Raw genomic sequence first — 24082 nt, forward strand, 5'->3', positions numbered from 1 at the left:
GGCCGGCATAGGAGTAAAGGAGTCCCGACCATGTCCGACCGACATCCCGAACCCGATCTCGACTACCTCAAACGTGTGCTGCTGGAGATGCTGGCCATCCCCAGCCCCACCGGTTTCACCGACACCATCGTGCGCTACGTGGCCGAACGCCTGGACGAACTCGGCATCCCCTTCGAGCTGACCCGCCGCGGTACCATTCGCGCCACCCTCAAGGGCCGCCAGACATCCCCCGACCGCGCCGTGTCGGCCCACCTGGACACCATCGGCGCCAGCGTGCGCCAACTGCAGGACAACGGCCGCCTGGCCCTGGCGCCGGTGGGCTGCTGGTCCAGCCGTTTCGCCGAGGGCAGCCGGGTCAGCGTGTTCACCGACACCGGCGTTGTGCGTGGCAGCGTGCTGCCGTTGATGGCCAGCGGGCATGCCTTCAACACCGCCATCGACCAGATGCCGGTCAGCTGGGACCACGTGGAACTGCGCCTGGACGCCTACTGCGCCACCCGTGCCGACTGCGAGGCGCTGGGCGTGAGCATTGGTGACTTCGTCGCCTTCGACCCGCTGCCCGAGTTCACCGAAAGCGGCCATATCAGCGCCCGACACCTGGATGACAAGGCCGGCGTTGCAGCATTGCTGGCGGCACTGAAGGCCGTGGTAGAAAGCGGCCGCCAGCCACTGATCGACTGCCACCCGCTGTTCACCATCACCGAAGAGACCGGCTCGGGTGCGGCGGGCGCCCTGCCCTGGGACGTCAGCGAATTCGTTGGCATCGACATCGCCCCGGTGGCACCCGGGCAGGCCTCCAGCGAGCATGCGGTCAGCGTGGCCATGCAGGACTCATCAGGGCCTTATGACTACCACCTGTCCCGGCATTTGCTGAAACTGGCCGGTGACCACGACCTGCCGGTGCGCCGCGACCTGTTCCGCTATTACTTCAGCGATGCCCATTCGGCGGTGACAGCGGGGCATGACATTCGTACCGCACTGGTGGCGTTTGGTTGCGACGCCACCCATGGCTACGAACGCACGCATATCGACAGCCTTGCGGCGTTGAGCCGACTGCTCTCGGCCTACCTGATGAGCCCACCCGTGTTTGCCAGCGATTCGCAACCGGCCAATGCCTCACTGGAAAGGTTCAGCCACCAGCTGGAACACGATGCTCAGATGGAAAGTGACACGCGTGTGCCGGCAGTGGACAGCCTGGTCGGCAATAAAAGCTGATCGCACTGGGGGCTGCTTTGCAGCCCCCAAATCCCGAGAGTTTCGCGTAGCATTGCCCACACTTACTTCAGAAACTACCCACCATGCTGATCCCCTACGAGCAACTGCAAGCCGAGACCCTGACCCGCCTGATCGAGGACTTCGTCACCCGCGATGGCACCGACAATGGCGACGATACCCCGCTGGAGACACGTGTACTGCGGGTACGCCAAGCGTTGGCCAAGGGCCAGGCGTTCATCCTGTTCGACCTGGAAAGCCAGCAGTGCCAGTTGCTTGCCAAACATGATGTGCCCCGCGAGCTGCTCGATTAGCAGGCCAGGCCCCTTCGCGTGCCTATTCGCGAAGAGGTCGGCTCAGGCGAAATCAAGCCCTGCTCTGCCTCCTTGATGCGTTTGTAGACCTCTGCCCGATGCACGGGCACCTCCCTCGGCGCCTCCACCCCGAAGCGCACCACCCCGTCACGCGACTCTACCACCATGATGCGGATGTCATCGCCAATCACGATGATCTCCCCCACTTCGCGCCCTATTACCAGCATGTTCCGCTCCTCCAGCGAATGGGAAAACCGGAGCGTGCATCGTAGCCATTTACCTACTCAATAGTTCCACAGCAAATCAGAAGAACCCTACAGCTCTTAGTAACATCTCCTACAGGCCATTCATCTCGAGTGGGCTTTGACGCGCATTTTTACCGCCATTTCGGCCATTTCGTCATACAGCCGCCCCGGTGCCTCCCGCTTTAGTGCCCACGCCTGGCGCCCGGCTTCGTGGGGCAGGATCAGGAACTCGCCAACGGCCACCTGCTGATGCATGTAGTCGGCAATGTCCGCCGCACTGATCGGCGAGCCTTCCAGCAGTTTGCCCACCTGGGCCTTCATTGCCGGGTTGGGCCCGCGGAATGAGTCCAGCAGGTTGGTCTGGAAGAACGACGGGCACACCACGTGCACCGCTACTTCCAGCTGGCGCAGCTCCACCAGCAGGCTCTCCGACAAGGCCAGCACACCGGCCTTGGCCACGTTGTAGTTACTCATGCCCGGCCCCTGCATCAGCGCGGCCATTGAGGCAATGTTGATGATGCGCCCTTTGCTGCGCTCCAGCAGCGGCAAGAAAGCCTTGCAGCCTTTGACCACGCCCATCAGGTTAACCGCCAGCTGCCAGTCCCAGTCCTCCAGCGACAGCTCGGCGAAAAAGCCACCCGAAGCGACGCCAGCGTTGTTGACGATCACGTCGATGCCGCCGAACTGCTCGGTGCAGGCCTGGGCCAGGGCGGTAAGCTGGCTATAGTCGCGCACATCGCAGCGCTGGACGAAGCCGTCACCGCCGGCAGCGCGGGCCAGCGCCAGGGTTTCGCGCAGGCCCGCTTCGTTGACATCGGCCAGCGCCAGGCGCCAACCCTCGCGCGCCCAGCGCAAAGCGATCTCGCGACCAAGCCCGGACCCGGCGCCAGTAATCATGATGCGGTTTTGCATGGTGGCTGGCCTTGTTCATGGTGGTAGTGCACCGAGTCTAATCAAGGCCGGGTGGGCAGGCAGGGTTCATCAGGGTAGTGAATGGGCGGGCATGGCTATCTGCATGAATGCGCACGGCACACGGATGGAATCTTTCGCAAGCGGCAACAGTCCGAACATACAAGAGGCCAGCAGTACGAGGCCCTTGACCCTCAACCACGCAAGGATTTCGCCATGACCACGATTCTCATCATCATCCTGATCCTTTTGCTGATTGGTGGCTTACCGGTCTTCCCACACTCGCGCAGTTGGGGCTATGGCCCGTCGGGTATCGTCGGTGTGGTGCTGGTGATTCTGCTGGTGCTGTTGCTACTCGGCATGATTTGAACACAGGGCGTGCGAGGCCAGCTGGCGATCCAGCTCCAGCATCGCCTGAAGGAGTGCCTCCACGTCCCTTTTCACGTCCACAGGTGCGAGCGTCTGGTCGTTACACCGGCGCTCCAGACGCTCGCACCGGTTGACCACCTCATCTGCTCGAACGATTTGCGCGGCCCCTTTGATGCGATGGGCCAGCTTCCCCAATGCTGCAATGTCCTGATTTTGCCTGCGCAGCTGCTGAAGGTCATGAATATTGCTTGTGCGCAACTCCCTCAGTAGCGCATGCAAAGCTCTCTCGTCGTTGCCTACCAGGCGGTGCACATGCTCAATGTCGAACACTGCGGGGCTGATCTGCGCCGACATTTCTGGCAGACATTTCAGGCTCAGATCAGGTGATTGCGGCGGGCGAACTCCGCCAGGTCTACGACCGAGTTGAGCCTGAGCTTTTCCAGCAGGCGCGTTTTGTAGGTGCTGATGGTCTTGTTGCTCAAGAGCATGGCTTCGCCAATGGCTTTGTTGCCATGACCACGGGCCAGGTACTGCAGTACCGTCAATTCGCGGTCGGTCAGGCCAGCAATGCACTGGGCTTCACTGGTGATCAGGTCCTGCCTGCGGACCGAGCTCGTGGCGATTTCGGGGTAATAGGTGAAGCCCGATAGCACAGCGGCCACTGCCTTGCCCAGTTCGCCCAGGTCATCGGTCTTGGCCACATAGCCTGCGGCACCGGCCTGCAGGCATCGCAGCGAGTACGCTTCGGCCAGCTGCGACGTCAATACCACGACCTTGCTGGAAAGGCCGCAGGCCTTGATCCGGCTGATCACCTCCAACCCGTCCAGGCCTGGCATCGCGATGTCGAGAATCACCAGGTCCGGCACCAGCTCGCGTACCTGGCGCACGGCGTCTATGCCGTCGGCCGCCTGGCCGACCACCTGTATACGCTGTTGGCGCAGCAGCATGCAGACCGTGGCCCGGATGAAAGGGTGGTCGTCCACCACCAGTGCTGTGTGCATGCCCCCTCCTCGTTTGCTGTGGTTGCCGACTACAACTCGGCATCGAAGACTACGGTGACCTGGCCGGTGTAAGTGGTACCGGGGTACCTCAGCATGCTGTCCATGTCATCTCGGGCCACTACAACTCGGCATCGAAGACTATGGTGGCCAACCCGGTATAGACACTTCCGGCGTTAGGCAGCATGCGGCGCACATCCTCCTTGGCTATTTCAAAATGCATCTGGCCAGGCCGGTTGAGGGTTGGTTGCGCTGCTTCGAACTGCAGCGCCAGAGCACGGCCCGTCGGCAGTGCAAGCCTTTCGACCGGGCCACCTCGATGCTGGATGCCCGCGGGCAAGCTCAGAGAAAGCAGAACAGGAATTCGGTCTCCCTTGTCGTTGGCGAGCCCGCACCGGGCATCAATATCGTACTGGCACAGCTTGTAAACCTTGAACGGGCCAGAAGATGACAGCCTGAATGGCAAGTCTCTGTAGAGACGCTGTGGAACACTTCCCCCGGCAAGCCAGTGCAGCCAGCCATCGCGAGGTTCTAGCACGGCACGGTCAGTCCCCGGCGGAAATTCGAAGAAGAATGCATGCTGGACGTCAAGCAGAAAGTTGACTGTCACAGTGTTGCTATTAAGTGCAGTAACGCCATCACCAAAATCGAAGTCACCGCCGGGGCCAACGCTGTATGTAGTGCTTCCTCTATAGAGCCCGGTTTTCATGCGAAATGGGGCAGGCATCTGAAGGTTGTAAGAGATCCCCATGTCTGTCACATCAATGATCTCGTGATAATCAGACGGACTCCTGGAACTTATTGAGTGGCACCCCGCTGGCGCTGTTGGGTTGGTAATGTCCCAGAGAAAGAACACCCACGGTGGATTGGCTACGGCGGCGACATGGTTGCAACCACCTTCAATGACAGCATCGTATGTAGGGTTCCGATTCCAGGCTCCGCCACCCGTTCTCTGACTGACCCCCGTGAACTCGAAAGACACTGTGTACGGCTCACCGGTGACCTCGTGGTAGACATCGACCTGGCGCCGGCCCGGCATCTGTATGAAAAACTTTGCCCGAGGTGCGACAGTAGTGACCTCTTTTGAGTAGGTCAGGGGCACATCGACCACGTCATTATTCGTACAGCGATAGGCAAACCTTCGGCAGAACAATGCGGGTGGCGTCGTGTTTTCGAATTGCCCCGCCCCTTTGCCCAGGTACTCCGCCGACACCGTAACATCGAGCGCCTGGGCACCCGGGACAAACAACAGGAGCCAGCACGCGCCCCCCCATGCCAGCCAGAATCGCATAAGCTGAGCCATCACTTTTACCCCTTGACCACCATGACTTGATGATCCCCCCCTTCATGAAGTTCGAACTGGTGCACTTTTTGCGAGTGTCCCTCGAACTGCCTGCTACGGCCCGGCAACAGGTGGTGCTTGGTCGCGGGCTCACATTGTTCCCCTGCCACCTGGCATTGGCGGAAGTGATCCAGGACCACGGTGGAGTTACCTTCGTTGACCACGGTCAGTTGCCCGTTTTCACGCTTTACCGGGGTGTTGAAGCGCGCCTGCGCGGGCCGTACGAACAGCAGCGAGCCATACCCCGCCAGCAGGTTGACCCCCGCCGTAAGGCTGTCGCGGTACTGTTCTGCTTCCTGTTCGTCCACGGCAAAACCGTCGCCCAGTTCCGGCAATACCGGCATGAAGCGCAGGCGGAAGTAGCGCTCCTTGTCGCGGGCCCCACGGTACAACAGGCGCACGGCCTGCATGCCCTGGGCCGGTACGATCAACCGCGCCGGGCTGGCGACCAGGCCGCGCTGCTCCAGCGCCAGGCCGTCGGTATCGATTTCATGGGCCACGCCGGCATCGTCATAGACCAGCTCAGCGACGCTCACCTTGACGAACGCTGTGCTATCACCACTGTTGCGCACGCGCTTGAGCAGCGTGCTCTTGTCGCCGTCCAGGTAATCATACAACCCACCAATGTTGAGCTCGGGGGCGGCGTCTGCGGCCAGCGGAAGGGACAGCAAGGCGAAGGCCAGAAAAGAGCGCATGTTCATACGGCAAAGCTCCCTGAGTGACTGGGTTAAGGGTATTGCTGTGCGCAACCTGTCGGCCACGATCAAAGCAGTAGGAAATTTCTGAAAATCACTAAAAACGAGCGGCAATCTCGGGCAGGCAAGGTTGGTCGCCGGCCAGCAGCACCTCGCCCTCACGCGTCAGGCCGTCAAGGTCCAGCCGCAACAGACACAACGGCTGGCCACGCTGGCGAATTTCCAGGGTCGGCGTCGCTTCGCTCATTTCCACTGCGAAGAAGCCATCGGCTTCGCTGACACTGCGGCTGGCATGGTTGATTACCTGGGCACCGCGCAGCGGCTGGCCCTGGCCATCCAGCAGGCGACCCAGCACGGTGACCGTGCGCAGCACGCGCACCTGGCGGTAATCGATGCCACCGCGGTTCAGGTGATAGTCCAGGCTCGACGGCTGAATCACGGCGGCGGTGGCCTCGCGCCCCTCGAAGTCGAACTGCACGTGGCCGGCCTTGTAGGCCGTGACCGGGATGATGTTGCGCCCCGGGTGCAGGTCGACACCCAGCACGTCGTCGGCGCGAAGCTTCAGGTCTTCGATGTCGGTATCCACATCAACGATCAGCGCTGCCTGGTGCGTCATGTACTGGCCACTCACCGCCGCCTTACCGGCGCCCACCGCCACCAGGCTTTCCAGGTTGAGCCCCCCTGTGAACTCACCGTTGTAGGAAGAGCGCAGCAGGTAGGCGTCGCCGTGCATTGCCTGGTTCTCAAACTGGGTGTCGGCGCCCAACCCCGCACCATAACGGTCGGCACTGAGGGTGGCGCCGACACTGCGCAACGGCCCTAGCTCGACGTCCTGCTGATAACCCAGCGACGTGTTGAGGTCACGCCCGCCATCACGTGAAGTGCGGCTGCCGATGCTGGCGGACAAGCGGCGGCCACCGCCACCCAGGCTCATGCTCAGGCTCAGGTTGACCCCACGGCTGCGTGCGTCACCGGTGCCGCTGTTGCCGGGTCGGTCGAACAGCGACAGCCGCCAGTTGGCATCGGAGCCAAGCAGGCGCCCGTAGTAGGCCCAGCCCAGGTCAATGCCGGTGCCTGCGTCGCTGCCACTGCTGTGGGACAGGCGCACGCTGGCGGTATTGCGGGGGTCGAGACGGTGGCTGAGCGACAACGCAGATTGCGTCTGGCGCGCCTGGAACGGCCGTGCCGACGCGTCGTCGCGACGGTCCGGGTAGGTGCGGGTCAGCCAGCTACGGCTATGGCTGGCGACCAGCGAGCCGCGCTCATAGGCGTGGATCAGCTGAAGGTCATAGCCGCTGCCATGGTCTTGAGCCTGGAACAGGTTGCCATACAGTTTGAACCGGTCGCGCACATCCCAGTCCAGCGACGTGCCGTATTGCATGGCATCGTCGATGCGCTGTGCGGACAGGCCGACGATCGCCCTGGGGTGCAGCAGGTAGTTGGCCAGCACACCCGCCGCCAGGCTGTCGTCATGGGTATCTTGCCAGTTGCTGAGCTGGCTGCTCTGGCGACCCACGTACAGGTTGTAGCGCCAAGGCGCATCGGTGCTGCGCCAGTTGCCGGGCTTGTACACGAACGCCTGGCTGCGCGAACTCACCTGCCCGTCCTCGACCAGGCGCACCTCCACCTCGTAGATGCCGCCGGGCAGCACCTTGGTATCAAGGGTCTGTAGCCCGGGTTGCACCGGCTGGCTGTTGATCAGCACGCCGTTGCGGTAGATCTCCGCCACGGCCGGGCGGTTGGGGGTGACATGAATGGGCGTGGCACTGGGTGCGGCGTTGTCGATCAGCAGGCTGTCGCTGCTGCCGAACATCAGGCCCACGGTGGTGTCGGGGCTGGCGCCCATCAACCGGGGTTGGCGGGTAAGGCCTTGGGCACTGGGGGTGAAATACCCCAGGCGGTAGAAATGGTCCTCGACCAAGCGCTCGCCATACAACTGGTCTACCCGGTAACGGGTACCCTCGCGGCTGTCGCTGCCGCGGTCAAGCTGGCCGTCCGCCAGTGCTGTCCACTGGCCAACGCTGCCCTGCCCCTGCAAGGCATAGCGGCCACTGGTAGCCACGCCATCGTTCACCAGGTTGAGCTGGTTGCGCAGCAACAGGCCATGGCTGCCCTGCTCTGGCAGGCGGTGAAAACGTTCGGCAGTGGCCATAGATTCGGCACGGTCGGTCAGCAACGAAAGCTGGGAATTTGCCAGGCTGTAATGGATGGCCCGCAAGCCATCCGGGCAGGCTGCCTGACAGTCGCCAAGGGGGCGGCCATCGACCAGACGCTCGCGCCAGATCCGGCGCAGGCTCTCGGGTTCACGGCTGTCGAAGGTCTCGGTGAACTCCAGCAGCTGTACCTGCTGGTCACGGCTGAGCACTACCATGGCATCACCGAGGTAACGGCCGTCCAGGTCAACCCGCACGGCCAGGGGCACATCGAAGAAATGCGCCTCGAACTCGCGCGGCAGGCCCTTGATCGGCCCCAAGGCGCTGCCCGCGCCGTGGCTCATGCCGGCCCAAAGAGCCATGCTGGCGGCCAGGGGTAGCCAGCAGCGCAAGGCGGCATTGGAGGAATGTCGGGACATGGGGGTCGCTTGCAGGCATGACCCGCCCACCCCTCGCTACGGGCGAGGGCCAGGCAGGCACTGTGGATGAACGAAGTATTAAGGGGTGGCGGTTTCGAAGATCATGCTGACCAGGCCTTGGTAGTTGCCAGGCTCGTAACCCGCTGGGGGGGCAGGCTGGGCTTCGACATGGAAGCCGATGATCGCGCCTGGTGCGGCCTGGGCGGCGCTGACCACTTCCTCGGGGGTGGTTTGCAGCACGGTGTCGCCGACCGTGACGTTCAGGCCGATGTTGTTGCTGCCGCTGGCGATCACTGCCGGAGAAACCAGATAGGCACTGATCGGGCCAATGGTGCTCTTGACCTGCAGTTGCTTGCGGATCGGGTCGAGCCTGCCTTGAAAGGAGTTCCAGGCCATTTCCTGCGGATCGTTAATCCAGTTGCCACCCACCGGCTCGACGTAGAAGGCATCGGTCGGTACCTGGGCGACGATTTGCACCTGTTTCTCGATCGGGTCGGCGGCATGGGCGGTGCCCACGAACAACAGGGCCAGGGGAAGGGCAAGTAACGTGCGTTTCACGAATAGATTCTCCTTGAAGGTAACAGGCCTGCCGGGTGAGCCCGACGGGTGAGGAGAAGTATTGGGGAAGTGTGCGACGGGATAACCAGGATGCTTCCGAGCGAGCCTCGGAAATTTCCGAACGCAGGCAAATCGTCACCGCACAATGCACAACGCCCCGGCTGGCGGGGCGTTGTGTTACTGCGCTAAAGGGTTAGTGGGAAACCGCCCCGCTGGCCCCCAGGCCAGTCTGCGAACGCACGAACTGCGGATAGAACAGCGCACGCTCGTCGTCGGCAGCCTTGGACTTGTCGGTGACCGAGAAGAACCAGATGCTGACGAAGGCAATGGCCATCGAGAACAGCGCCGGGTACTCGTACGGGTAGATCGGCTTCTCGTGGCCGAGGATCTGCACCCAGATGGTCGGGCCAAGGATCATCAGCGTCACCGCGCTCACCAGGCCCAGCCAGCCGCCGATCATGGCGCCGCGGGTGGTCAGTTTCTTCCAGTACATCGAAAGCAGCAGCACCGGGAAGTTGCAGCTGGCGGCGATGGAGAACGCCAGGCCGACCATGAAGGCGATGTTCTGCTTCTCGAACAGGATACCCAGGCCGATCGCCAGCACGCCCAGGGCGATGGTGGTGATCTTCGACACGCGGATCTCGTCCTTGTCGTTGGCCTTGCCCTTGCGCCAGACGCTGGCGTACAGGTCGTGGGACACCGCCGAGGCACCGGCCAGGGTCAGGCCGGCAACCACTGCCAGGATGGTGGCGAATGCCACTGCCGAAATGAAGCCGAGGAAGATGCTGCCACCCACGGCATCGGCCAGGTGCACCGCTGCCATGTTGTTGCCGCCCAACAGGGCGCCGGCGGCGTCCTTGAAGTCCGGGTTGGTGCTGACCAGCAGGATCGCGCCAAAGCCGATGATGAAGGTGAGGATGTAGAAGTAACCGATGAAGCCGGTGGCGTACAGCACGCTCTTGCGCGCTTCCTTGGCGTCACTGACGGTGAAGAAGCGCATCAGGATGTGTGGCAGGCCGGCGGTACCGAACATCAGTGCCAGGCCCAGCGAGAACGCAGAGATCGGGTCCTTGACCAGGCCGCCCGGGCTCATGATCGCCTCGCCCTTGCTGTGCACCTTGATCGCTTCCGAGAACAGGGTGTTGAAGTCAAAGCCTACGTGCTTCATCACCATCAGTGCCATGAAGCTGGCACCGGACAGCAGCAGCACAGCCTTGATGATCTGTACCCAGGTGGTGGCCAGCATGCCGCCGAACAGCACATACAGGCACATCAGGATACCCACCAGGATCACCGCGACGTGGTAGTCCAGGCCGAACAGCAGCTCGATCAGCTTGCCGGCACCGACCATTTGCGCGATCAGGTAGAACGCCACCACCACCAGCGAACCGGAGGCCGACAGGGTACGGATTTCCTTCTGCCCGAGGCGGTAAGAGGCCACGTCGGCAAAGGTGTACTTGCCCAGGTTGCGCAGGCGTTCGGCTATCAGGAAGAGGATGATCGGCCAGCCGACCAAAAAGCCGATCGAGTAGATCAGGCCGTCGTAGCCAGAGGTGAACACCAGGGCGGAAATACCCAGGAAGGAGGCCGCCGACATGTAGTCGCCGGCAATCGCCAGGCCGTTCTGGAAGCCGGTGATCTTGCCACCGGCCGCGTAGTAGTCCGCCGCCGACTTGTTGCGTTTGGAGGCCCAGTAGGTGATACCGAGGGTGAAAGCGACGAACGCCACGAACATGGCGATCGCGGCAACGTTCAGCGGCTGTTTCTGCACCTCGCCGGTCAGGGCATCGGCTGCCCACACGGCGGGTGCAAAGGCTCCGCAGGCCAGTACGGCCAGGGCTTTGGCGTGGCGAATCATTGTTGCGCCTCCTTGAGGATGGCCTTGTTCAGCTCATCGAATTCGCCGTTGGCGCGGCGTACGTAGATGGCGGTCAGGACGAATGCCGAAACGATCAGGCCGACGCCCAGGGGAATGCCCCAGGTAATCGACGACTCAGGGCTGAGCTTGGCGCCCAGCAGATGAGGACCGTAGGCGATCAGGAGGATGAAGCCGCAGTACAGGCCGAGCATGATCGCCGAGAGAATCCAGGCGAACCGTTCGCGTTTGGTGACCAGCTCCTTGAAACGGGGGCTGTTTTGTATCGAGAGGTAAATGCTGTCGTTCATTGTTTTTGTCCTAGCAGCACAGGTAGGGGATAAAACCCACACCCTTACTTTATGCGGCTGTTGGACGGCAACCAGACGACCTTAGTCTTAGATGCAACGGTGTTTTACCGATTGCGTAACAAAACAGCTTGCGCCTGCCCTGTAGGAGCAGCCTTGTGCTGCGAAGAGGCCGGTGCAGGCTGCCCGAATCTTCGCAGCTTGTACCGGCCTCTTCGCAGCACAAGGCTGCTCCTACAGGGATTTGCAACAGCTGATTACTTGCCAGTCCACTCCTTCACGCGATCAGGGTGCTTGGCTACCCAATCCTTGGCCGCCGCTTCAGGCTTGGCCCCTTCCTGGATTGCCAGCATCACCTCGCCAATCTCGTCCTTGGACTGCCAGCTGAATTTCTTCAGGAACTCCGCCACTTCCGGTGCCTTGCTGGCCAGTTCCTTGCTGCCGATGCTGTTCACGGTTTCCGCCGCGCCATACACGCCTTTCGGGTCTTCGAGGAACTTCAGCTTCCACTTGGCGAACATCCAGTGCGGTACCCAGCCAGTCACTGCAATCGACTGTTGCTTGGCATAGGCACGTCCCAGCTCCGCCGTCATCGCCGCGCCCGAGCTGGCCTGCAGCTTGTAACCGGTCAGGTCGTAGTCCTTGATCGCCTGGTCGGTCTTGAGCATCACGCCGGAGCCCGCGTCGATGCCGACAATCTTCTGCTTGAAGCTGCTATCGGTCTTGAGGTCGGCGATGCTCGCCGCCTTCACGTACTCGGGGACGATCAGGCCGATCTTGGCGTCCTTGAAGTTGGCACCGTAGTCGACCACGTTGTCCTTGTTCTTGGCCCAGTACTCACCATGGGTAACCGGCAACCAGGCCGACAACATGGCATCGAGCTTGCCGGTTGCCACACCCTGCCACATGATCCCCGTGGCCACGGCCTGCAACTTCACGTCGTAGCCGAGCTTTTGCTTGATCACTTCGGCGGCCACGTTGGTGGTCGCCACGCTGTCGGCCCAACCATCCACGTAACCAATGCTTACTTCTTTAGCCATTGCCTGTGCAGCGCTCATGGCCATTACCAGGGCGGTGCCCACACCCAGGAAACGTCGCATTTTTTTCAAAGTTGCCATCAAAGCATCCCCTCGTCAGGTCTTGGAGATTGCATCATCTTCCTGCAACACAGGTCGACCTGATCCAGCTGCGACCTGCACCCGCCCCATATGCGACAGCACTGTGCCATTAGCGTCATCGGCCTACACCCGCCTGCGCGATCCTTGCATGCCAAAGCTTTGGCGCCGGGCTACTATCTACCCTTTTGCGCCTGACGATGGACCGCCCGATGCCCAGTTCTGCCCGCCTGTTGCCGCCGCTTTACCTGCTTGCCTGCCTGTTGGCCCTGCTCGGGCTCGCCGGGCTCTGGTACGGGCTTGGCAAGCCGGTGCACCTGCCCGATGCGGCCAGCCCGACGCACAGGTTGCAATGCGCGTCCTACACGCCGTTCGACAAGGATCAGTCGCCCTACGACCAGCCGTTTCGCCTGCGCCCGGCACGCATGGACGCCGACCTTGCCTTGCTGGCTGAGCGTTTCCAGTGCATCCGCACTTATTCCATGACCGGCCTTGAGGCAATCCCGGCGCTGGCGCGCAAGCATGGGCTGAAAGTGATGCTGGGCGCCTGGGTCAACGCTCACCCGGCCGACACCGACAAGGAAATCGACCTGCTGATCGCCACCGCCAACGCCAACCCCGATGTGGTCAGCGCGGTGATCGTGGGCAACGAGACGTTGCTGCGCAAGGAAGTCACCGGCGCGCACCTGGCCAAGCTGATCGCCCGGGTGAAAAGCCAGGTGAAGGTGCCGGTGACCTACGCGGATGTGTGGGAATTCTGGCTGCAGCACCCGCAGGTAGCACCCGAGGTGGACTTTTTGACCATCCACCTGCTGCCCTATTGGGAAGACGACCCGCGCGGCATCGACGATGCGCTGGCCCACGTGGCCGATGTACGCCGGGTGTTCGGCACACGCTTTGCGCCCAAGGACATCCTGATTGGCGAAACCGGCTGGCCCAGCGAAGGCCGCCAACGCGAAACCGCAATACCCAGCCGGGTCAACGAGGCACGCTTCATTCGCGGCTTCGTGACCATGGCCGAAAGCAACGGCTGGCGCTACAACCTGATCGAAGCGTTTGACCAGCCGTGGAAGCGCGCCAATGAAGGGGCCGTAGGCGGTTACTGGGGGCTTTACGATGCCGACCGGCAGGACAAGGGCGTGCTGGAAGGGCCGGTGAGCAACCTGCATGACTGGCCGCAATGGCTGCTGGCCAGTGCACTGCTGATGGCGGCCATGTTGTTGCTGGCGGGGCGCCCTGCTACGCCGATGGCGGCCTTGCTGTTGCCATTGCTGGCCGCGTTTGGCGCAGGTTGCCTGGGGTTGTGGGGCGAACTGATGCGCACCCATGCACGCTTTGCCGGGGAGTGGCTGTGGGCCGTTGCGCTGGCTGGCCTGAACCTGCTGGTGCTGGCCCATGCGCTGCTGGCGTTGGCGCAGCGGGCCGGCTGGCGCGAGCGCTTGTTCGCCTGGCTGCAGGCGCGGGCCGGCTGGCTGTTGCTGGCGGCGGGTTTTGCCGCGGCGGTGAGCATGCTGGCGATGGTGTTCGACCCGCGCTACCGCAGCTTCCCCAGCGCCGCGCTGGCCTTGCCGGCGCTGGTGTATGTGCTGTGGCCGGTGCGGGCGCGGCGGGCGGAGGTAGCGTTGCTGGCGTTCATTGTCGGGGCCGGGGTAGCGCCGCAGTTGTTCGTTGAAGGGCTGGAAAACCAGCAGGCCTGGGTTTGGGCGGTGGTGAGTGTGCTGATGAAAGCCGCATTGTGGCGCAGCTTGCGACTTACTCAAAAAGCCTGAAAACACACCTACCTGTAGGAGCGGCCTTGTGTCGCGATGGGCCGCAGAGCGGCCCCGGGATTCTGGGATTGGCGAAGATTGCCGGGGCCGCTCTGCGGCCCATCGCGACACAAGGCCGCTCCTACAGGGACCGCGTAGCTTCACCTGCTCTTACAAGGCGCAACCCCGCCAGCACCAGCGCAAACACGGCAATGCTGGCGGTATACAGCACCAGCGCCGGCACCGCGAACACCAATGCCAACACCGCCAGCCACCAGCCGGCCCGAGCGGGCACGAACTGCGCCAGCAGCGCCAGGCCCAGCCCGCTCCAGGCCATCACCTGGTGGTGAATGCCCAACCCCAGCAACGACCGCACCTCACACTGCCAATACGCCGCAGGCACCGTGCACAGCCCAACCCACTGGCCATCCTCCATCAGCCCATAGCGCACGCCATAGCTGGCAGCGAGCCACAGCCCCAGAAACAGCACCAGCAGCGCAGCCGGCAGCGAACGAAACATCCTGTTCTCCAATAGCGGTAATCGAAAGTATCCATGATCGCTTATGCTCGGTTCCAAGGCAAAATCCCAACCCTGCAGCTATGTTGCAGATAACAAGCACACCAAAGGCCACCGCAGCTGGCAACTTTGCCCGGTTGGATGTGGTCCTAGCCTGCACACTGCTCGACCTTGCGTTCTTTTGGGGGATTACATGCTTCGATCTTTGCGCCTCGCTGCCGTGCTCGGTAGCCTGCTCATGGCGGTGGCCGCTTCAGCGCGGGATATCGACGCTGCCAGCTACGGCTACCCCTTGACCAACCCGTTCGAGGCGACCATCGCCACCACGCCGCCGGACCAGCGCCCGACCCTGCCCAGCGACGATGACATCGACCAATCGGACTACAGCCTGAACCTGCGCCCGGAGCGTGAGTTCACCTTGCCCGACAATTTCTGGGCGGTGAAAAAGCTCAAGTACCGCCTGGCCCGCCAGGATCACGAAGCGCCGCTGATTTTCATCATCGCCGGCACTGGTGCGCCGTACAGCAGCAGCATCAATGAATACCTGAAGAAGCTTTTCTACCAGGGCGGCTTCCACGTGGTGCAACTGTCATCGCCCACCAGCTACGACTTCATGAGTGCCGCCTCGCGCTTTGCCACCCCCGGCGTCAGCCAGGAAGACGCCGAAGACATGTACCGGGTCATGCAGGCCGTGCGTGCCCAGCACCCGCGCCTGCCAGTCAGTGAGTTCTACCTCACCGGCTACAGCCTTGGTGCGCTGGACGCCGCTTTCGTCAGCCACCTGGACGAAACCCGCCGCAGCTTCAACTTCAAGCGTGTGCTGCTGCTGAACCCACCGGTCAACCTGTACACCTCTATCAACAACCTCGACAAGCTGGTGCAAACCCAGGTCAAGGGCATCGACCGCAGCACCACCTTCTATGAGCTGATGCTGACCAAGTTGACGCGCTACTTCCAGGACAAAGGCTACATCGACCTGAACGACGCATTGCTGTATGACTTCCAGCAGTCCAAACAGCACCTGTCCAACGAACAGATGGCCATGCTGATCGGCACCTCGTTCCGTTTCTCGGCAGCCGACATTGCCTTCACTTCAGACCTGATCAACCGCCGCGGCCTGATCATTCCGCCGAAGTTTCCGATTACCGAGGGCAGCAGCCTCACGCCGTTCTTCAAGCGTGCCCTGCAGTGTGATTTCGACTGCTACATGACCGAACAGGTGATCCCGATGTGGCGCGCCCGCACCGACGGCAACAGCATCCTGCAGCTGGTCAACCAAGTGAGCCTGTACGCCCTGGAAGACTACCTGCGCGGCAGTGACAAGATCGCGGTGATGCACAACGCCGACGACGTCATTCTCGGCCCGGGCGACATCGGCTTCCTGCGCAAGGTGTTTGGTGACCGGCTGACCCTCTACCCCCATGGCGGCCATTGCGGCAACCTCAACTACCGCGTCAACAGTGACGCCATGCTGGAGTTCTTCCGTGGTTAACAAACTCCTCTTCGCCACTGCCCTGCTTGCCGCCGGCCACACCCTGGCCGCCGAAACCGCCCCCCGGGCCAGCGTAATCGAGGCCGACCCGCAAGTGATCGGTACCGCGCCGCTGGTGCCTGAATCCGATGGCTTCATCGACCCGCTGCGCGAGCTGAAATTCAACCCGGGGCTGGACCAGCGCGAGTTCGAGCGCTCAACCCTGGAAGCGCTGAACGTGTACGACCCGCTGGAGTCGATCAACCGGCGCGTCTATCACTTCAACTACCGGCTCGACCAATGGGTGCTGCTGCCGCTGGTGAGTGGTTACCAGTATGTAACCCCGCGCTTCGTGCGCACGGGGGTAAGCAACTTCTTCAACAACCTGGGCGATGTACCAAACCTGTTCAACAGCGTGTTGCAGCTCAAGGCCAAGCGTTCGGCCGAGATCACGGCGCGGCTGATGTTCAACACCCTGATCGGGGTGGGTGGGCTATGGGACCCGGCGACCAGCATGGGCCTGCCGCGCCAGAGCGAAGACTTTGGCCAGACCCTGGGCTTCTATGGCGTACCGGAGGGGCCGTACCTGATGCTGCCGGTGTTGGGGCCTTCGAACCTGCGCGACACCACCGGGCTGGTGGTGGACTATGCGGGGGAGCAGGCAATCAATTACTTGAACATGGCCGAAACCAGCACCGACCACCCGGAAATCTTCGCCCTGCGCATCGTGGACAAGCGCTATACCACCAACTTCCGCTATGGCCAGCTGAACTCACCGTTCGAGTACGAGAAGGTACGGTATGTGTACACCCAGGCGCGCAAGTTGCAGATAGCCGAGTGAACCCGTTTCTGCGACTGACTCGGTCCCTGTAGGAGCGGCCTTGTGCCGCGAAAGGGTCGCGAAGCGGCCCCAAAATCTCGGCTAGTGCATAGATTGCTGGGGCTGCTGCGCAGCCCTTTCCGACCGGTCCGTCGCCCAGGCAAGGCCGCTCCTACACGGGATCGTGTCAGCAGGTCATATTCCCAGGAACTGGCACAGCTCCCGCTTCTTTGCCAAGGCATCCTTGCGCCCCAGTTCGATCAGCTCACTGCAATAGCTGGCCTCGAACAGCAGATAGCTCAATACCCCCCCGCCCCGCTGGTGCGCGTCGCCCCCGGCCCACGCAGGAACAGGCGCAACGCCGCCGGCAGCTCACGCCGGTGCCGGGCGGCGATCTCGTCCAACGGCTGGCTGGGCGCTACCACCAGCACCTCGATAGGCGCCAGCCCCAAGCGGCGGGCATCCAGGTGCGCCGGCAACAGCCGGCTCAAGTGGTTGAGCCGCTGCAGCAGTTCGATGTCGTCTTCCAGGCTGTCAATGAACGTGCTGTTGAGCAAGTGCCCACCGATCTGCGCCAGGCTGGGCTGCTGCCCCCTGAACACGCGCTGAGCGGGCAAGGGCGGCGCTGGCCGCTGCGGGTTGCCGCTGACCCCCACCACCAGCACCCGGCTGGCGCCCAGGTGCAACGCCGGGCTGATCGGCGCCGACTGGCGCACCGCGCCGTCACCGTAAAACTCGTCGCCCAGTTGCACCGGGGCAAATAGCAGCGGAATGGCCGCGCTGGCCAGCAGGTGGTCGATGGTCAATGGCGTGGGCACGCCGATGCGGCGGTGGCGCAGCCAGGCTTCGATGGTGCCGCGCCCCTGATAGAAGGTGACCGCCTGGCCGGACTCGTAGCCAAAGGCGGTGACTGCCACCGCGCGCAACTGCTCGGCGGCCAGGGCATGGCCGATGCCATCCAGGTTCAGGTGTGCCTCCAGCAGGCTGCGCAACGGGCTGCTGTCCAGCAGCGCCACCGGCGCCTGGCCGCCTAATCCCAACAGGCTGTGGCCGACGAAACGGCTAGCCTGGCGGACGACGCCGGGCCAGTCACTGCGGATGACCAGGTGGCTGCGAAAGTTCTGCCAGAAGGCGGTAAGTCGCTGCACGGCGTCGTTGAAGTGAGTGGCGCCGCTGGCCAGGGTGACGGCATTGATGGCACCGGCAGAGGTGCCGACGATGACCGGGAACGGATTATGTGCGCCTGCGGGCAGCAGCTCGGCAATGCCGGCCAATACGCCGACCTGATAGGCGGCGCGGGCGCCGCCGCCAGAAAGGATAAGACCGGTTACCGGGGGTGGGGCCATCGCTTCCTTCCTGGGGTTGATGTGCTTTCAGCGCTTTTTCTTGTCATACAGCCGCGGCGCACCCTCGGGCCGTGACTTGAACCGCCGGTGCGCCCACAGGTACTGCTCGGGGCACTCGCGCAACACACTCTCGACCCACTGGTTGATGCGCAGGCAATCGGCCTCTTCGCTTTCGCCGGGGAAGTCAGCCAGCGGCGGGTGGATGACCAGACGATAACCGCTGCCATCCTCCAGGCGCTTTTGGGTGAACGGAATCACCTGCGCCTTGCCCAGCCGGGCGAACTTGGTGGTGGCGGTTACCGTCGCTGCCGGGATACCGAACAGCGGCACGAAAATGCTCTGCTTGGCGCCGTAGTCCTGGTCCGGTGCGTACCAGATCGCCCGGCCCGAACGCAGCAGCTTGAGCATGCCGCGCACATCCTCGCGCTCCACCGCCAGCGAATCGAGGTTATGCCGCTCGCGGCCGCTGCGCTGGATGAAGTCGAACAGCGCATTGCCGTGCTCGCGGTACATGCCGTCGATGGTGTGCTGCTGGCCCAGCAGCGCGGCACCGATTTCCAGGGTGGTAAAGTGCACGGCCATGAGGATGGCGCCCTGCCCTGCCTGCTGGGCGGCCTGCAGGTGCTCCAGCCCCTCGATATGGGCCAGGCGCGCCAGCCTGGCCTTGGGCCACCACCAGCTCATGGCCATTTCGAAGAAGGCGATACCGGTGGAGGCGAAGTTGGCCTTGAGCAGACGCCGCCGTTCGTCGACCGACAGCTCCGGGAAGCACAGCTCAAGGTTGCGCGCGGCAATGCGCCGACGTTCGCCGGCAAAGCAATACATCACGGCCCCCAGCGCGGCACCGGCTTTCAACAGGGCCCGATACGGCAACTGGACCACCAGCCACAGCAGGCCCAGGCCCAGCCACAGGCCCCAGAACTTTGGGTGAAGGAAATAGGGACGAAAACGCGGGCGTTCCATTGAAGCTTCCGGAAAGACAAAGGCTGCGCATTCTACAACGGATCAGCGTATGTTGCGGGCAACCGGTGTTCTCGTTATAAATCAGGGCACTTTTTTCGCAACAAGCCGTCTATGCAGACCATGAGCCCAAACCACACACCCGACACCGCCTCCGTGTTCCAGCTCAAGGGCAGCATGCTCGCCATCACAGTGCTGGAACTGGCGCGCAATGACCTTGAAGCCCTCGACCGCCAGCTGGCGGCCAAAGTTGCCCAGGCACCGAACTTCTTCAGCAATACGCCACTGGTGCTGGCGCTGGACAAGCTGCCGGCCGGCGAAGGGGCAATCGACCTGCCAGGCTTGATGCGCATCTGCCGCCACCATGGCCTGCGTACCTTGGCCATCCGCGCCAACCGCATCGAGGACATCGCCGCCGCCATCGCCATCGACCTGCCGGTGCTGCCGCCATCCGGTGCCCGCGAGCGGCCGCTGGAGCCCGAGCCCGAGGTGGTCAGAAAGCCCGAGCCGGCCCCCCCGCCGCCACCGCCCCCCGAGCCGGAGGTGCGCCCGACCCGGATCATTACTGCGCCGGTGCGCGGCGGCCAGCAGATCTATGCTCAGGGTGGCGACCTGATCGTTACCGCCTCGGTCAGCCCGGGCGCGGAACTTCTGGCCGATGGCAACATCCATGTGTACGGCGCCATGCGCGGCCGGGCCCTGGCCGGCATCAAAGGCAATACCAAGGCGCGGATCTTCTGCCAGCAGATGACCGCCGAAATGGTCTCCATCGCCGGCCAGTACAAGGTTTGCGAAGACCTGCGCCGCGACCCCCTGTGGGGCACCGGTGTGCAAGTCAGCCTGTCCGGTGATGTGTTGAACATCACCCGTCTTTAACGGATACTTGCCGTCATTTTCAGAGCAACTTTTTTAACTGTTGCCGTTTTTTTGCTTTTTGCAGGGACACATGTCCCGACTTATTTTAGGGGTGAAACACCTTGGCCAAGATTCTCGTGGTTACTTCCGGCAAGGGGGGTGTGGGCAAGACCACCACCAGCGCCGCCATTGGTACCGGCCTCGCACTGCGTGGCCACAAGACCGTCATCGTCGACTTCGACGTGGGCCTGCGTAACCTCGACCTGATCATGGGCTGCGAGCGGCGCGTGGTATACGACTTCGTCAACGTGGTCAACGAAGAAGCCAACCTGCAGCAGGCCCTGATCAAGGACAAGCGCCTCGAGAACCTGTACGTACTTGCCGCCAGCCAGACCCGCGATAAAGACGCGCTGACCCTGGAAGGCGTCGAGAAGGTGCTGATGGCGTTGAAAGAAGATTTCGAATACGTGATCTGCGACTCGCCGGCCGGTATCGAGAAAGGTGCCCACCTGGCGATGTACTTCGCCGACGAAGCCATCGTGGTAACCAACCCTGAGGTTTCTTCGGTACGTGACTCGGACCGCATGCTGGGCATTCTGTCGAGCAAGTCGCGCCGCTCCGAAAACGGCGAGGAGCCGATCAAGGAACACCTGCTGATCACTCGCTACAACCCAGAGCGCGTCGTCAACGGCGAAATGCTGAGCATCGATGACGTCACCGACATCCTGGCGATCAAGCTCAAGGGCGTAATCCCTGAGTCCCAGGCTGTGCTCAAGGCCTCCAACCAAGGTATCCCGGTCATCCTCGACGACCAGAGCGATGCTGGCCAGGCGTACAGCGACACCGTCGACCGCCTGCTGGGGAAAGACAAACCCCTGCGTTTTGTTGAAGTGCCGAAGCAAGGATTCTTCGCGCGCCTGTTTGGAGGCAAGTAAACCATGAACCTTTTTGACTTCTTTCGTGGCAGACAGAAACAGACCAGCGCGTCGGTAGCGAAAGAGCGTCTACAGATCATCGTGGCGCACGAGCGCGGCCAACGCAGCGAGCCGGACTACCTGCCGGCGCTGCAGAAAGAACTGCTGGAAGTGATCCGCAAGTATGTGAACATCGGCAACGATGACGTGCATATCGAACTGGAAAACCAGGGCAGCTGCTCGATTCTGGAGCTGAACATTACCCTGCCGGATCGCTGATCTGGCTGAAAGCCGGGGCTGCTTTGCAGCCCATTCGCGGCACAAGGCCGCTCCTGACAAGGGATCGCGTTCCCCTGTAGGAGCGGCCTTGTGCCGCGAATGGGCCGCAGAGCGGCCCCGCTTTTTTCTCCCGATTTAACAGAGAACACGCAATGCCGCTGTCCAATATCCAGATCCTGCACGAAGACGCCGCCATCCTGGTGATCAACAAACCGACCCTGCTGCTGTCGGTGCCTGGCCGCGCCGAGGACAACAAGGACTGCCTGATCACCCGTCTGCAGGAAAACGGCTACCCCGACGCGCTGATCGTGCACCGTCTGGACTGGGAAACCTCCGGCATCATCCTGCTGGCCCGCGATGCCGACAGCCACCGCGAGCTGTCGCGCCAGTTCCACGACCGCGAAACCGAAAAGGCCTACACCGCACTGTGCTGGGGCCAACCGGCACTGGACAGCGGGAGCATCGACCTGCCGCTGCGCTACGACCCGCCAACCAAGCCACGGCATGTGGTGGACCACGAGCAGGGCAAACATGCGCTGACGTTCTGGCGTATCGTCGAGCGCTGCGGCGACTACTGCCGGGTAGAACTGACGCCGATCACCGGGCGCTCGCACCAGTTGCGCGTGCACATGCTGTCGATCGGCCACCCACTGCTGGGTGACCGGCTGTATGCCAACCCCGAAGCGCTGGCAGCCCATGAGCGGCTGTGCCTGCATGCATCCATGTTGAGCTTCACCCACCCGGTGTCCGGCGAGCGGTTGAAGTTCGAGTGCCCTGCGCCCTTCTAAGCCGCACCTCATCCCCCTGTAGGAGCAGCCTTGCGCTGCGAAGAGGCCGGTGCGAACAACCTCTATCGGTGTTGTTGGGACTGGCCTCTTCGCAGCACAAGGCTGCTCCTACAGGGCGTAATGCAGACACAAATTGTCGACATTGTGCGTTAAACTCGCGCCACTGCTGTCTGGAGTGAGCTATGCGCGACGAACTGAATTCTGGCCTTATCGATTTCCTCAAGGCCTCCCCCACGCCCTTCCATGCCACCGCCAGCCTGGCCCAGCGCCTGGAAGCTGCCGGCTACCAGCGCCTGGACGAGCGGGACAGCTGGGCCACTGTGCCTGGCGGCCGCTACTACGTCACCCGTAATGACTCGTCGATCATCGCCATCAAACTGGGCAAGCAGGCACCGTTGCTGAACGGTATCCGCATGGTCGGTGCCCACACCGACAGCCCGTGCCTGCGGGTCAAGCCGCAGCCGGAGCTGCAGCGCCAGGGCTTCCTGCAACTGGGCGTGGAAGTGTATGGCGGCGCCCTGCTGGCGCCCTGGTTCGACCGCGACCTATCGCTGGCCGGCCGCGTCACCTACCGCCGTGACGGCAAGGTCGAAAGCCAGCTGATCGACTTCAAGCTGCCAATCGCGATCATCCCCAACCTGGCCATCCACCTGAACCGCACCGCCAATGAAGGCTGGGCGATCAACCCGCAGAACGAGCTGCCGCCAATCCTGGCCCAGGTAGCGGGTGACGAACGCATCGACTTCCGCGCCTTGCTTACCGAGCAACTGGCCCGCGAGCACGAGCTGATCGCCGACGTGGTGCTGGATTACGAACTGAGCTTCTACGACACCCAGGACGCCGCACTGGTCGGCCTGAACGGCGACTTCATCGCCGGGGCCCGCCTGGACAACCTGCTGTCGTGCTACGCCGGCCTGCAAGCCCTGCTGGCCGCCGACAGCGACGAAACCAGCGTGCTGGTGTGCAACGACCACGAGGAAGTCGGCAGCAGTTCAGCCTGCGGCGCCGACGGCCCGATGCTGGAGCAGACCCTGCAGCGCCTGCTGCCCGATGGCGACGCTTACGTGCGCACCATCCAGCGCTCGCTGATGGTGTCGGCCGACAATGCCCACGGTGTGCACCCCAACTACGCCGACAAGCACGACGGCAATCACGGGCCCAAGCTCAACGCCGGGCCGGTGATCAAGGTGAACAACAACCAGCGCTACGCCACCAACAGCGAAACCGCCGGTTTCTTCCGCCACCTGTGCATGGCCGAGGAAGTGCCGGTGCAAAGCTTTGTGGTGCGCAGCGACATGGGCTGTGGCTCGACCATCGGCCCGATTACCGCCAGCCACCTGGGGGTGCGCACGGTGGATATCGGCTTGCCGACCTTTGCCATGCATTCCATTCGCGAGCTGTGCGGCAGCCATGACCTGGCGCACTTGGTGAAGGTGCTGACTGCCTTCTACCGTAGCCGCGAACTGCCCTGACCTGTTGAGCCCCATACTGCACTTGTAGGAGCAGCCTTGTGCTGCGAAGAGGCCAGTACAACCCATGCATCTTTACTGGGTGTACCGGCCCCTTCGCAGCACAAGGCTGCTCCTACATAAAGCGGTGCGACCTGATCGAATGCTCAAGGTCAATTCCGCTTCGCTCGCTAACCGCTATGCTTGTTACATGGCCCCACTGCAAAAGGATTGCTGTCCATGTCCCCGTTCCTGTCCCTGTTCGTGCCGGTGTTCCTGTTCCTGATGCTGCTGACCATCGGCTTCAGCATGCGCGAACGCAACATCGGTGTACTGATGATGTGGATCGGCACCTTGGGCATCTTCGGCCTCACCTGCTGGAAGATCCTCGAGAAACTGCCGACATAAACCTCTACACTCGGTCAATCGTTTGACCTGAGGTAG

The 24082-nt window shown here is 62.6% G+C and carries 25 protein-coding genes and 1 pseudogene; 12 read left to right on the forward strand and 14 right to left on the reverse strand.

The window, feature by feature from the left end:
* Nucleotides 1-30: 30 nt before the first annotated feature.
* The gene (locus ABI582_RS13700; RefSeq protein ID WP_338746390.1) at nt 31-1215 is read left to right on the forward strand and encodes an osmoprotectant NAGGN system M42 family peptidase; all 1185 of its coding nucleotides are present in this window, start codon (nt 31-33) and stop codon (nt 1213-1215) included.
* 83 nt (nt 1216-1298) lie between these two features.
* On the forward strand, nt 1299-1526 hold the full coding sequence (locus tag ABI582_RS13705) for a YheU family protein (protein ID WP_054900489.1): 228 nt from the start codon (nt 1299-1301) through the stop codon (nt 1524-1526).
* Here ABI582_RS13705 and csrA read toward each other — a convergent pair.
* Together csrA and ABI582_RS13715 are read right to left on the reverse strand one after the other, a co-directional pair.
* Complete coding sequence (gene csrA / locus ABI582_RS13710) at nt 1523-1753, reverse strand: carbon storage regulator CsrA (protein ID WP_442119441.1); 231 nt, start codon at nt 1751-1753, stop codon at nt 1523-1525. The two genes, ABI582_RS13705 and csrA, sit on opposite strands and share 4 nt — an antisense overlap.
* 120 nt (nt 1754-1873) lie before the next feature.
* Nucleotides 1874-2683 carry an SDR family oxidoreductase gene (locus ABI582_RS13715; RefSeq protein ID WP_442119442.1) on the reverse strand — a complete coding sequence of 270 codons (810 nt, stop codon included), beginning with the start codon at nt 2681-2683 and terminating at the stop codon, nt 1874-1876.
* Nucleotides 2684-2896: 213 nt separating this feature from the next.
* Here ABI582_RS13715 and ABI582_RS13720 point away from each other — a divergent pair, with 213 nt between their 5' ends.
* Nucleotides 2897-3049, forward strand: a complete 153-nt coding sequence (locus ABI582_RS13720; RefSeq protein WP_012271016.1) for a DUF3309 family protein — start codon at nt 2897-2899, stop codon at nt 3047-3049.
* On the opposite strand, the gene ABI582_RS13725 is transcribed toward ABI582_RS13720, so the two are convergent.
* From ABI582_RS13725 to ABI582_RS13765, 9 genes are all read right to left on the reverse strand, one after another.
* Nucleotides 3032-3403 carry an Hpt domain-containing protein gene (locus ABI582_RS13725; protein ID WP_442119443.1) on the reverse strand — a complete coding sequence of 124 codons (372 nt, stop codon included), beginning with the start codon at nt 3401-3403 and terminating at the stop codon, nt 3032-3034. The genes ABI582_RS13720 and ABI582_RS13725 overlap by 18 nt on opposite strands.
* A 20-nt stretch (nt 3404-3423) precedes the next feature.
* Nucleotides 3424-4050 carry a response regulator gene (locus ABI582_RS13730; protein ID WP_442119444.1) on the reverse strand — a complete coding sequence of 209 codons (627 nt, stop codon included), beginning with the start codon at nt 4048-4050 and terminating at the stop codon, nt 3424-3426.
* A 118-nt stretch (nt 4051-4168) separates the two neighbouring features.
* Nucleotides 4169-5350 carry a hypothetical protein gene (locus ABI582_RS13735; protein WP_442119445.1) on the reverse strand — a complete coding sequence of 394 codons (1182 nt, stop codon included), beginning with the start codon at nt 5348-5350 and terminating at the stop codon, nt 4169-4171.
* Nucleotides 5351-5355: 5 nt separating this feature from the next.
* Nucleotides 5356-6090: a molecular chaperone gene (locus ABI582_RS13740; protein WP_442119446.1), complete on the reverse strand. Its 735-nt coding sequence runs from the start codon at nt 6088-6090 to the stop codon at nt 5356-5358.
* Between the two features lie 91 nt (nt 6091-6181).
* Nucleotides 6182-8656: a CS1-pili formation C-terminal domain-containing protein gene (locus ABI582_RS13745; RefSeq protein WP_338746382.1), complete on the reverse strand. Its 2475-nt coding sequence runs from the start codon at nt 8654-8656 to the stop codon at nt 6182-6184.
* A gap of 78 nt (nt 8657-8734) precedes the next feature.
* Nucleotides 8735-9214 (reverse strand): CS1 type fimbrial major subunit, encoded by a 480-nt coding sequence (locus ABI582_RS13750; protein WP_338746381.1) that lies wholly within the window; start codon nt 9212-9214, stop codon nt 8735-8737.
* A gap of 193 nt (nt 9215-9407) precedes the next feature.
* Complete coding sequence (locus ABI582_RS13755; protein WP_016485333.1) at nt 9408-11072, reverse strand: cation acetate symporter; 1665 nt, start codon at nt 11070-11072, stop codon at nt 9408-9410.
* The gene (locus tag ABI582_RS13760; RefSeq protein WP_019473848.1) at nt 11069-11380 is read right to left on the reverse strand and encodes a DUF485 domain-containing protein; all 312 of its coding nucleotides are present in this window, start codon (nt 11378-11380) and stop codon (nt 11069-11071) included. The genes ABI582_RS13755 and ABI582_RS13760 overlap by 4 nt, the downstream gene beginning before the upstream one ends.
* Nucleotides 11381-11634: 254 nt before the next feature.
* The gene (locus ABI582_RS13765; RefSeq protein ID WP_442119447.1) at nt 11635-12495 is read right to left on the reverse strand and encodes a glycine betaine ABC transporter substrate-binding protein; all 861 of its coding nucleotides are present in this window, start codon (nt 12493-12495) and stop codon (nt 11635-11637) included.
* Between the two features lie 197 nt (nt 12496-12692).
* Between ABI582_RS13765 and ABI582_RS13770 the strand changes: the two genes are divergently transcribed.
* On the forward strand, nt 12693-14261 hold the full coding sequence (locus ABI582_RS13770) for a glycoside hydrolase family 17 protein (RefSeq protein WP_442119448.1): 1569 nt from the start codon (nt 12693-12695) through the stop codon (nt 14259-14261).
* A gap of 121 nt (nt 14262-14382) precedes the next feature.
* Here ABI582_RS13770 and ABI582_RS13775 read toward each other — a convergent pair whose 3' ends face one another.
* Entirely contained in the window at nt 14383-14760 is a 378-nt protein-coding gene (locus tag ABI582_RS13775; protein WP_442119449.1) for a hypothetical protein, read from the reverse strand.
* Between the two features lie 190 nt (nt 14761-14950).
* On the opposite strand from ABI582_RS13775, the gene ABI582_RS13780 reads away from it, so the two are divergent.
* Nucleotides 14951-16249 carry a serine/threonine protein kinase gene (locus ABI582_RS13780; protein WP_041167839.1) on the forward strand — a complete coding sequence of 433 codons (1299 nt, stop codon included), beginning with the start codon at nt 14951-14953 and terminating at the stop codon, nt 16247-16249.
* Complete coding sequence (locus ABI582_RS13785; RefSeq protein ID WP_368977968.1) at nt 16242-17069, forward strand: MlaA family lipoprotein; 828 nt, start codon at nt 16242-16244, stop codon at nt 17067-17069. Before ABI582_RS13780 ends, ABI582_RS13785 begins: the two co-directional genes overlap by 8 nt.
* A gap of 174 nt (nt 17070-17243) precedes the next feature.
* On the opposite strand, the pseudogene ABI582_RS13790 reads toward ABI582_RS13785, so the two are convergent.
* A pseudogene (locus ABI582_RS13790) lies at nt 17244-18394 on the reverse strand (patatin-like phospholipase family protein).
* A gap of 27 nt (nt 18395-18421) precedes the next feature.
* On the reverse strand, nt 18422-19357 hold the full coding sequence (locus tag ABI582_RS13795) for a lipid A biosynthesis lauroyl acyltransferase (protein ID WP_114942682.1): 936 nt from the start codon (nt 19355-19357) through the stop codon (nt 18422-18424).
* Nucleotides 19358-19468: 111 nt separating this feature from the next.
* On the opposite strand from ABI582_RS13795, the gene minC reads away from it, so the two are divergent.
* The 6 genes from minC (at nt 19469) to ABI582_RS13825 (ending at nt 24046) form a co-directional block, all read left to right on the forward strand.
* Nucleotides 19469-20230: a septum site-determining protein MinC gene (minC, locus tag ABI582_RS13800; protein ID WP_442119450.1), complete on the forward strand. Its 762-nt coding sequence runs from the start codon at nt 19469-19471 to the stop codon at nt 20228-20230.
* A gap of 101 nt (nt 20231-20331) precedes the next feature.
* Nucleotides 20332-21144 (forward strand): septum site-determining protein MinD, encoded by an 813-nt coding sequence (minD, locus tag ABI582_RS13805; RefSeq protein ID WP_016501049.1) that lies wholly within the window; start codon nt 20332-20334, stop codon nt 21142-21144.
* A gap of 3 nt (nt 21145-21147) precedes the next feature.
* On the forward strand, nt 21148-21402 hold the full coding sequence (gene minE, locus ABI582_RS13810) for a cell division topological specificity factor MinE (RefSeq protein ID WP_003252572.1): 255 nt from the start codon (nt 21148-21150) through the stop codon (nt 21400-21402).
* 152 nt (nt 21403-21554) lie between these two features.
* Nucleotides 21555-22190, forward strand: coding sequence for an RluA family pseudouridine synthase (locus tag ABI582_RS13815; RefSeq protein WP_011532730.1), 636 nt, complete (start codon nt 21555-21557; stop codon nt 22188-22190).
* Between the two features lie 182 nt (nt 22191-22372).
* Nucleotides 22373-23662 carry a M18 family aminopeptidase gene (locus tag ABI582_RS13820; RefSeq protein WP_442119451.1) on the forward strand — a complete coding sequence of 430 codons (1290 nt, stop codon included), beginning with the start codon at nt 22373-22375 and terminating at the stop codon, nt 23660-23662.
* Nucleotides 23663-23878: 216 nt separating this feature from the next.
* Nucleotides 23879-24046, forward strand: coding sequence for a hypothetical protein (locus tag ABI582_RS13825; protein WP_016501052.1), 168 nt, complete (start codon nt 23879-23881; stop codon nt 24044-24046).
* Nucleotides 24047-24082 lie beyond the last annotated feature (36 nt).

Origin of the sequence: Pseudomonas sp. SAS7, from assembly GCF_052112345.1 — a bacterium.
GTDB lineage: Bacteria > Pseudomonadota > Gammaproteobacteria > Pseudomonadales > Pseudomonadaceae > Aquipseudomonas > Aquipseudomonas putida_Q.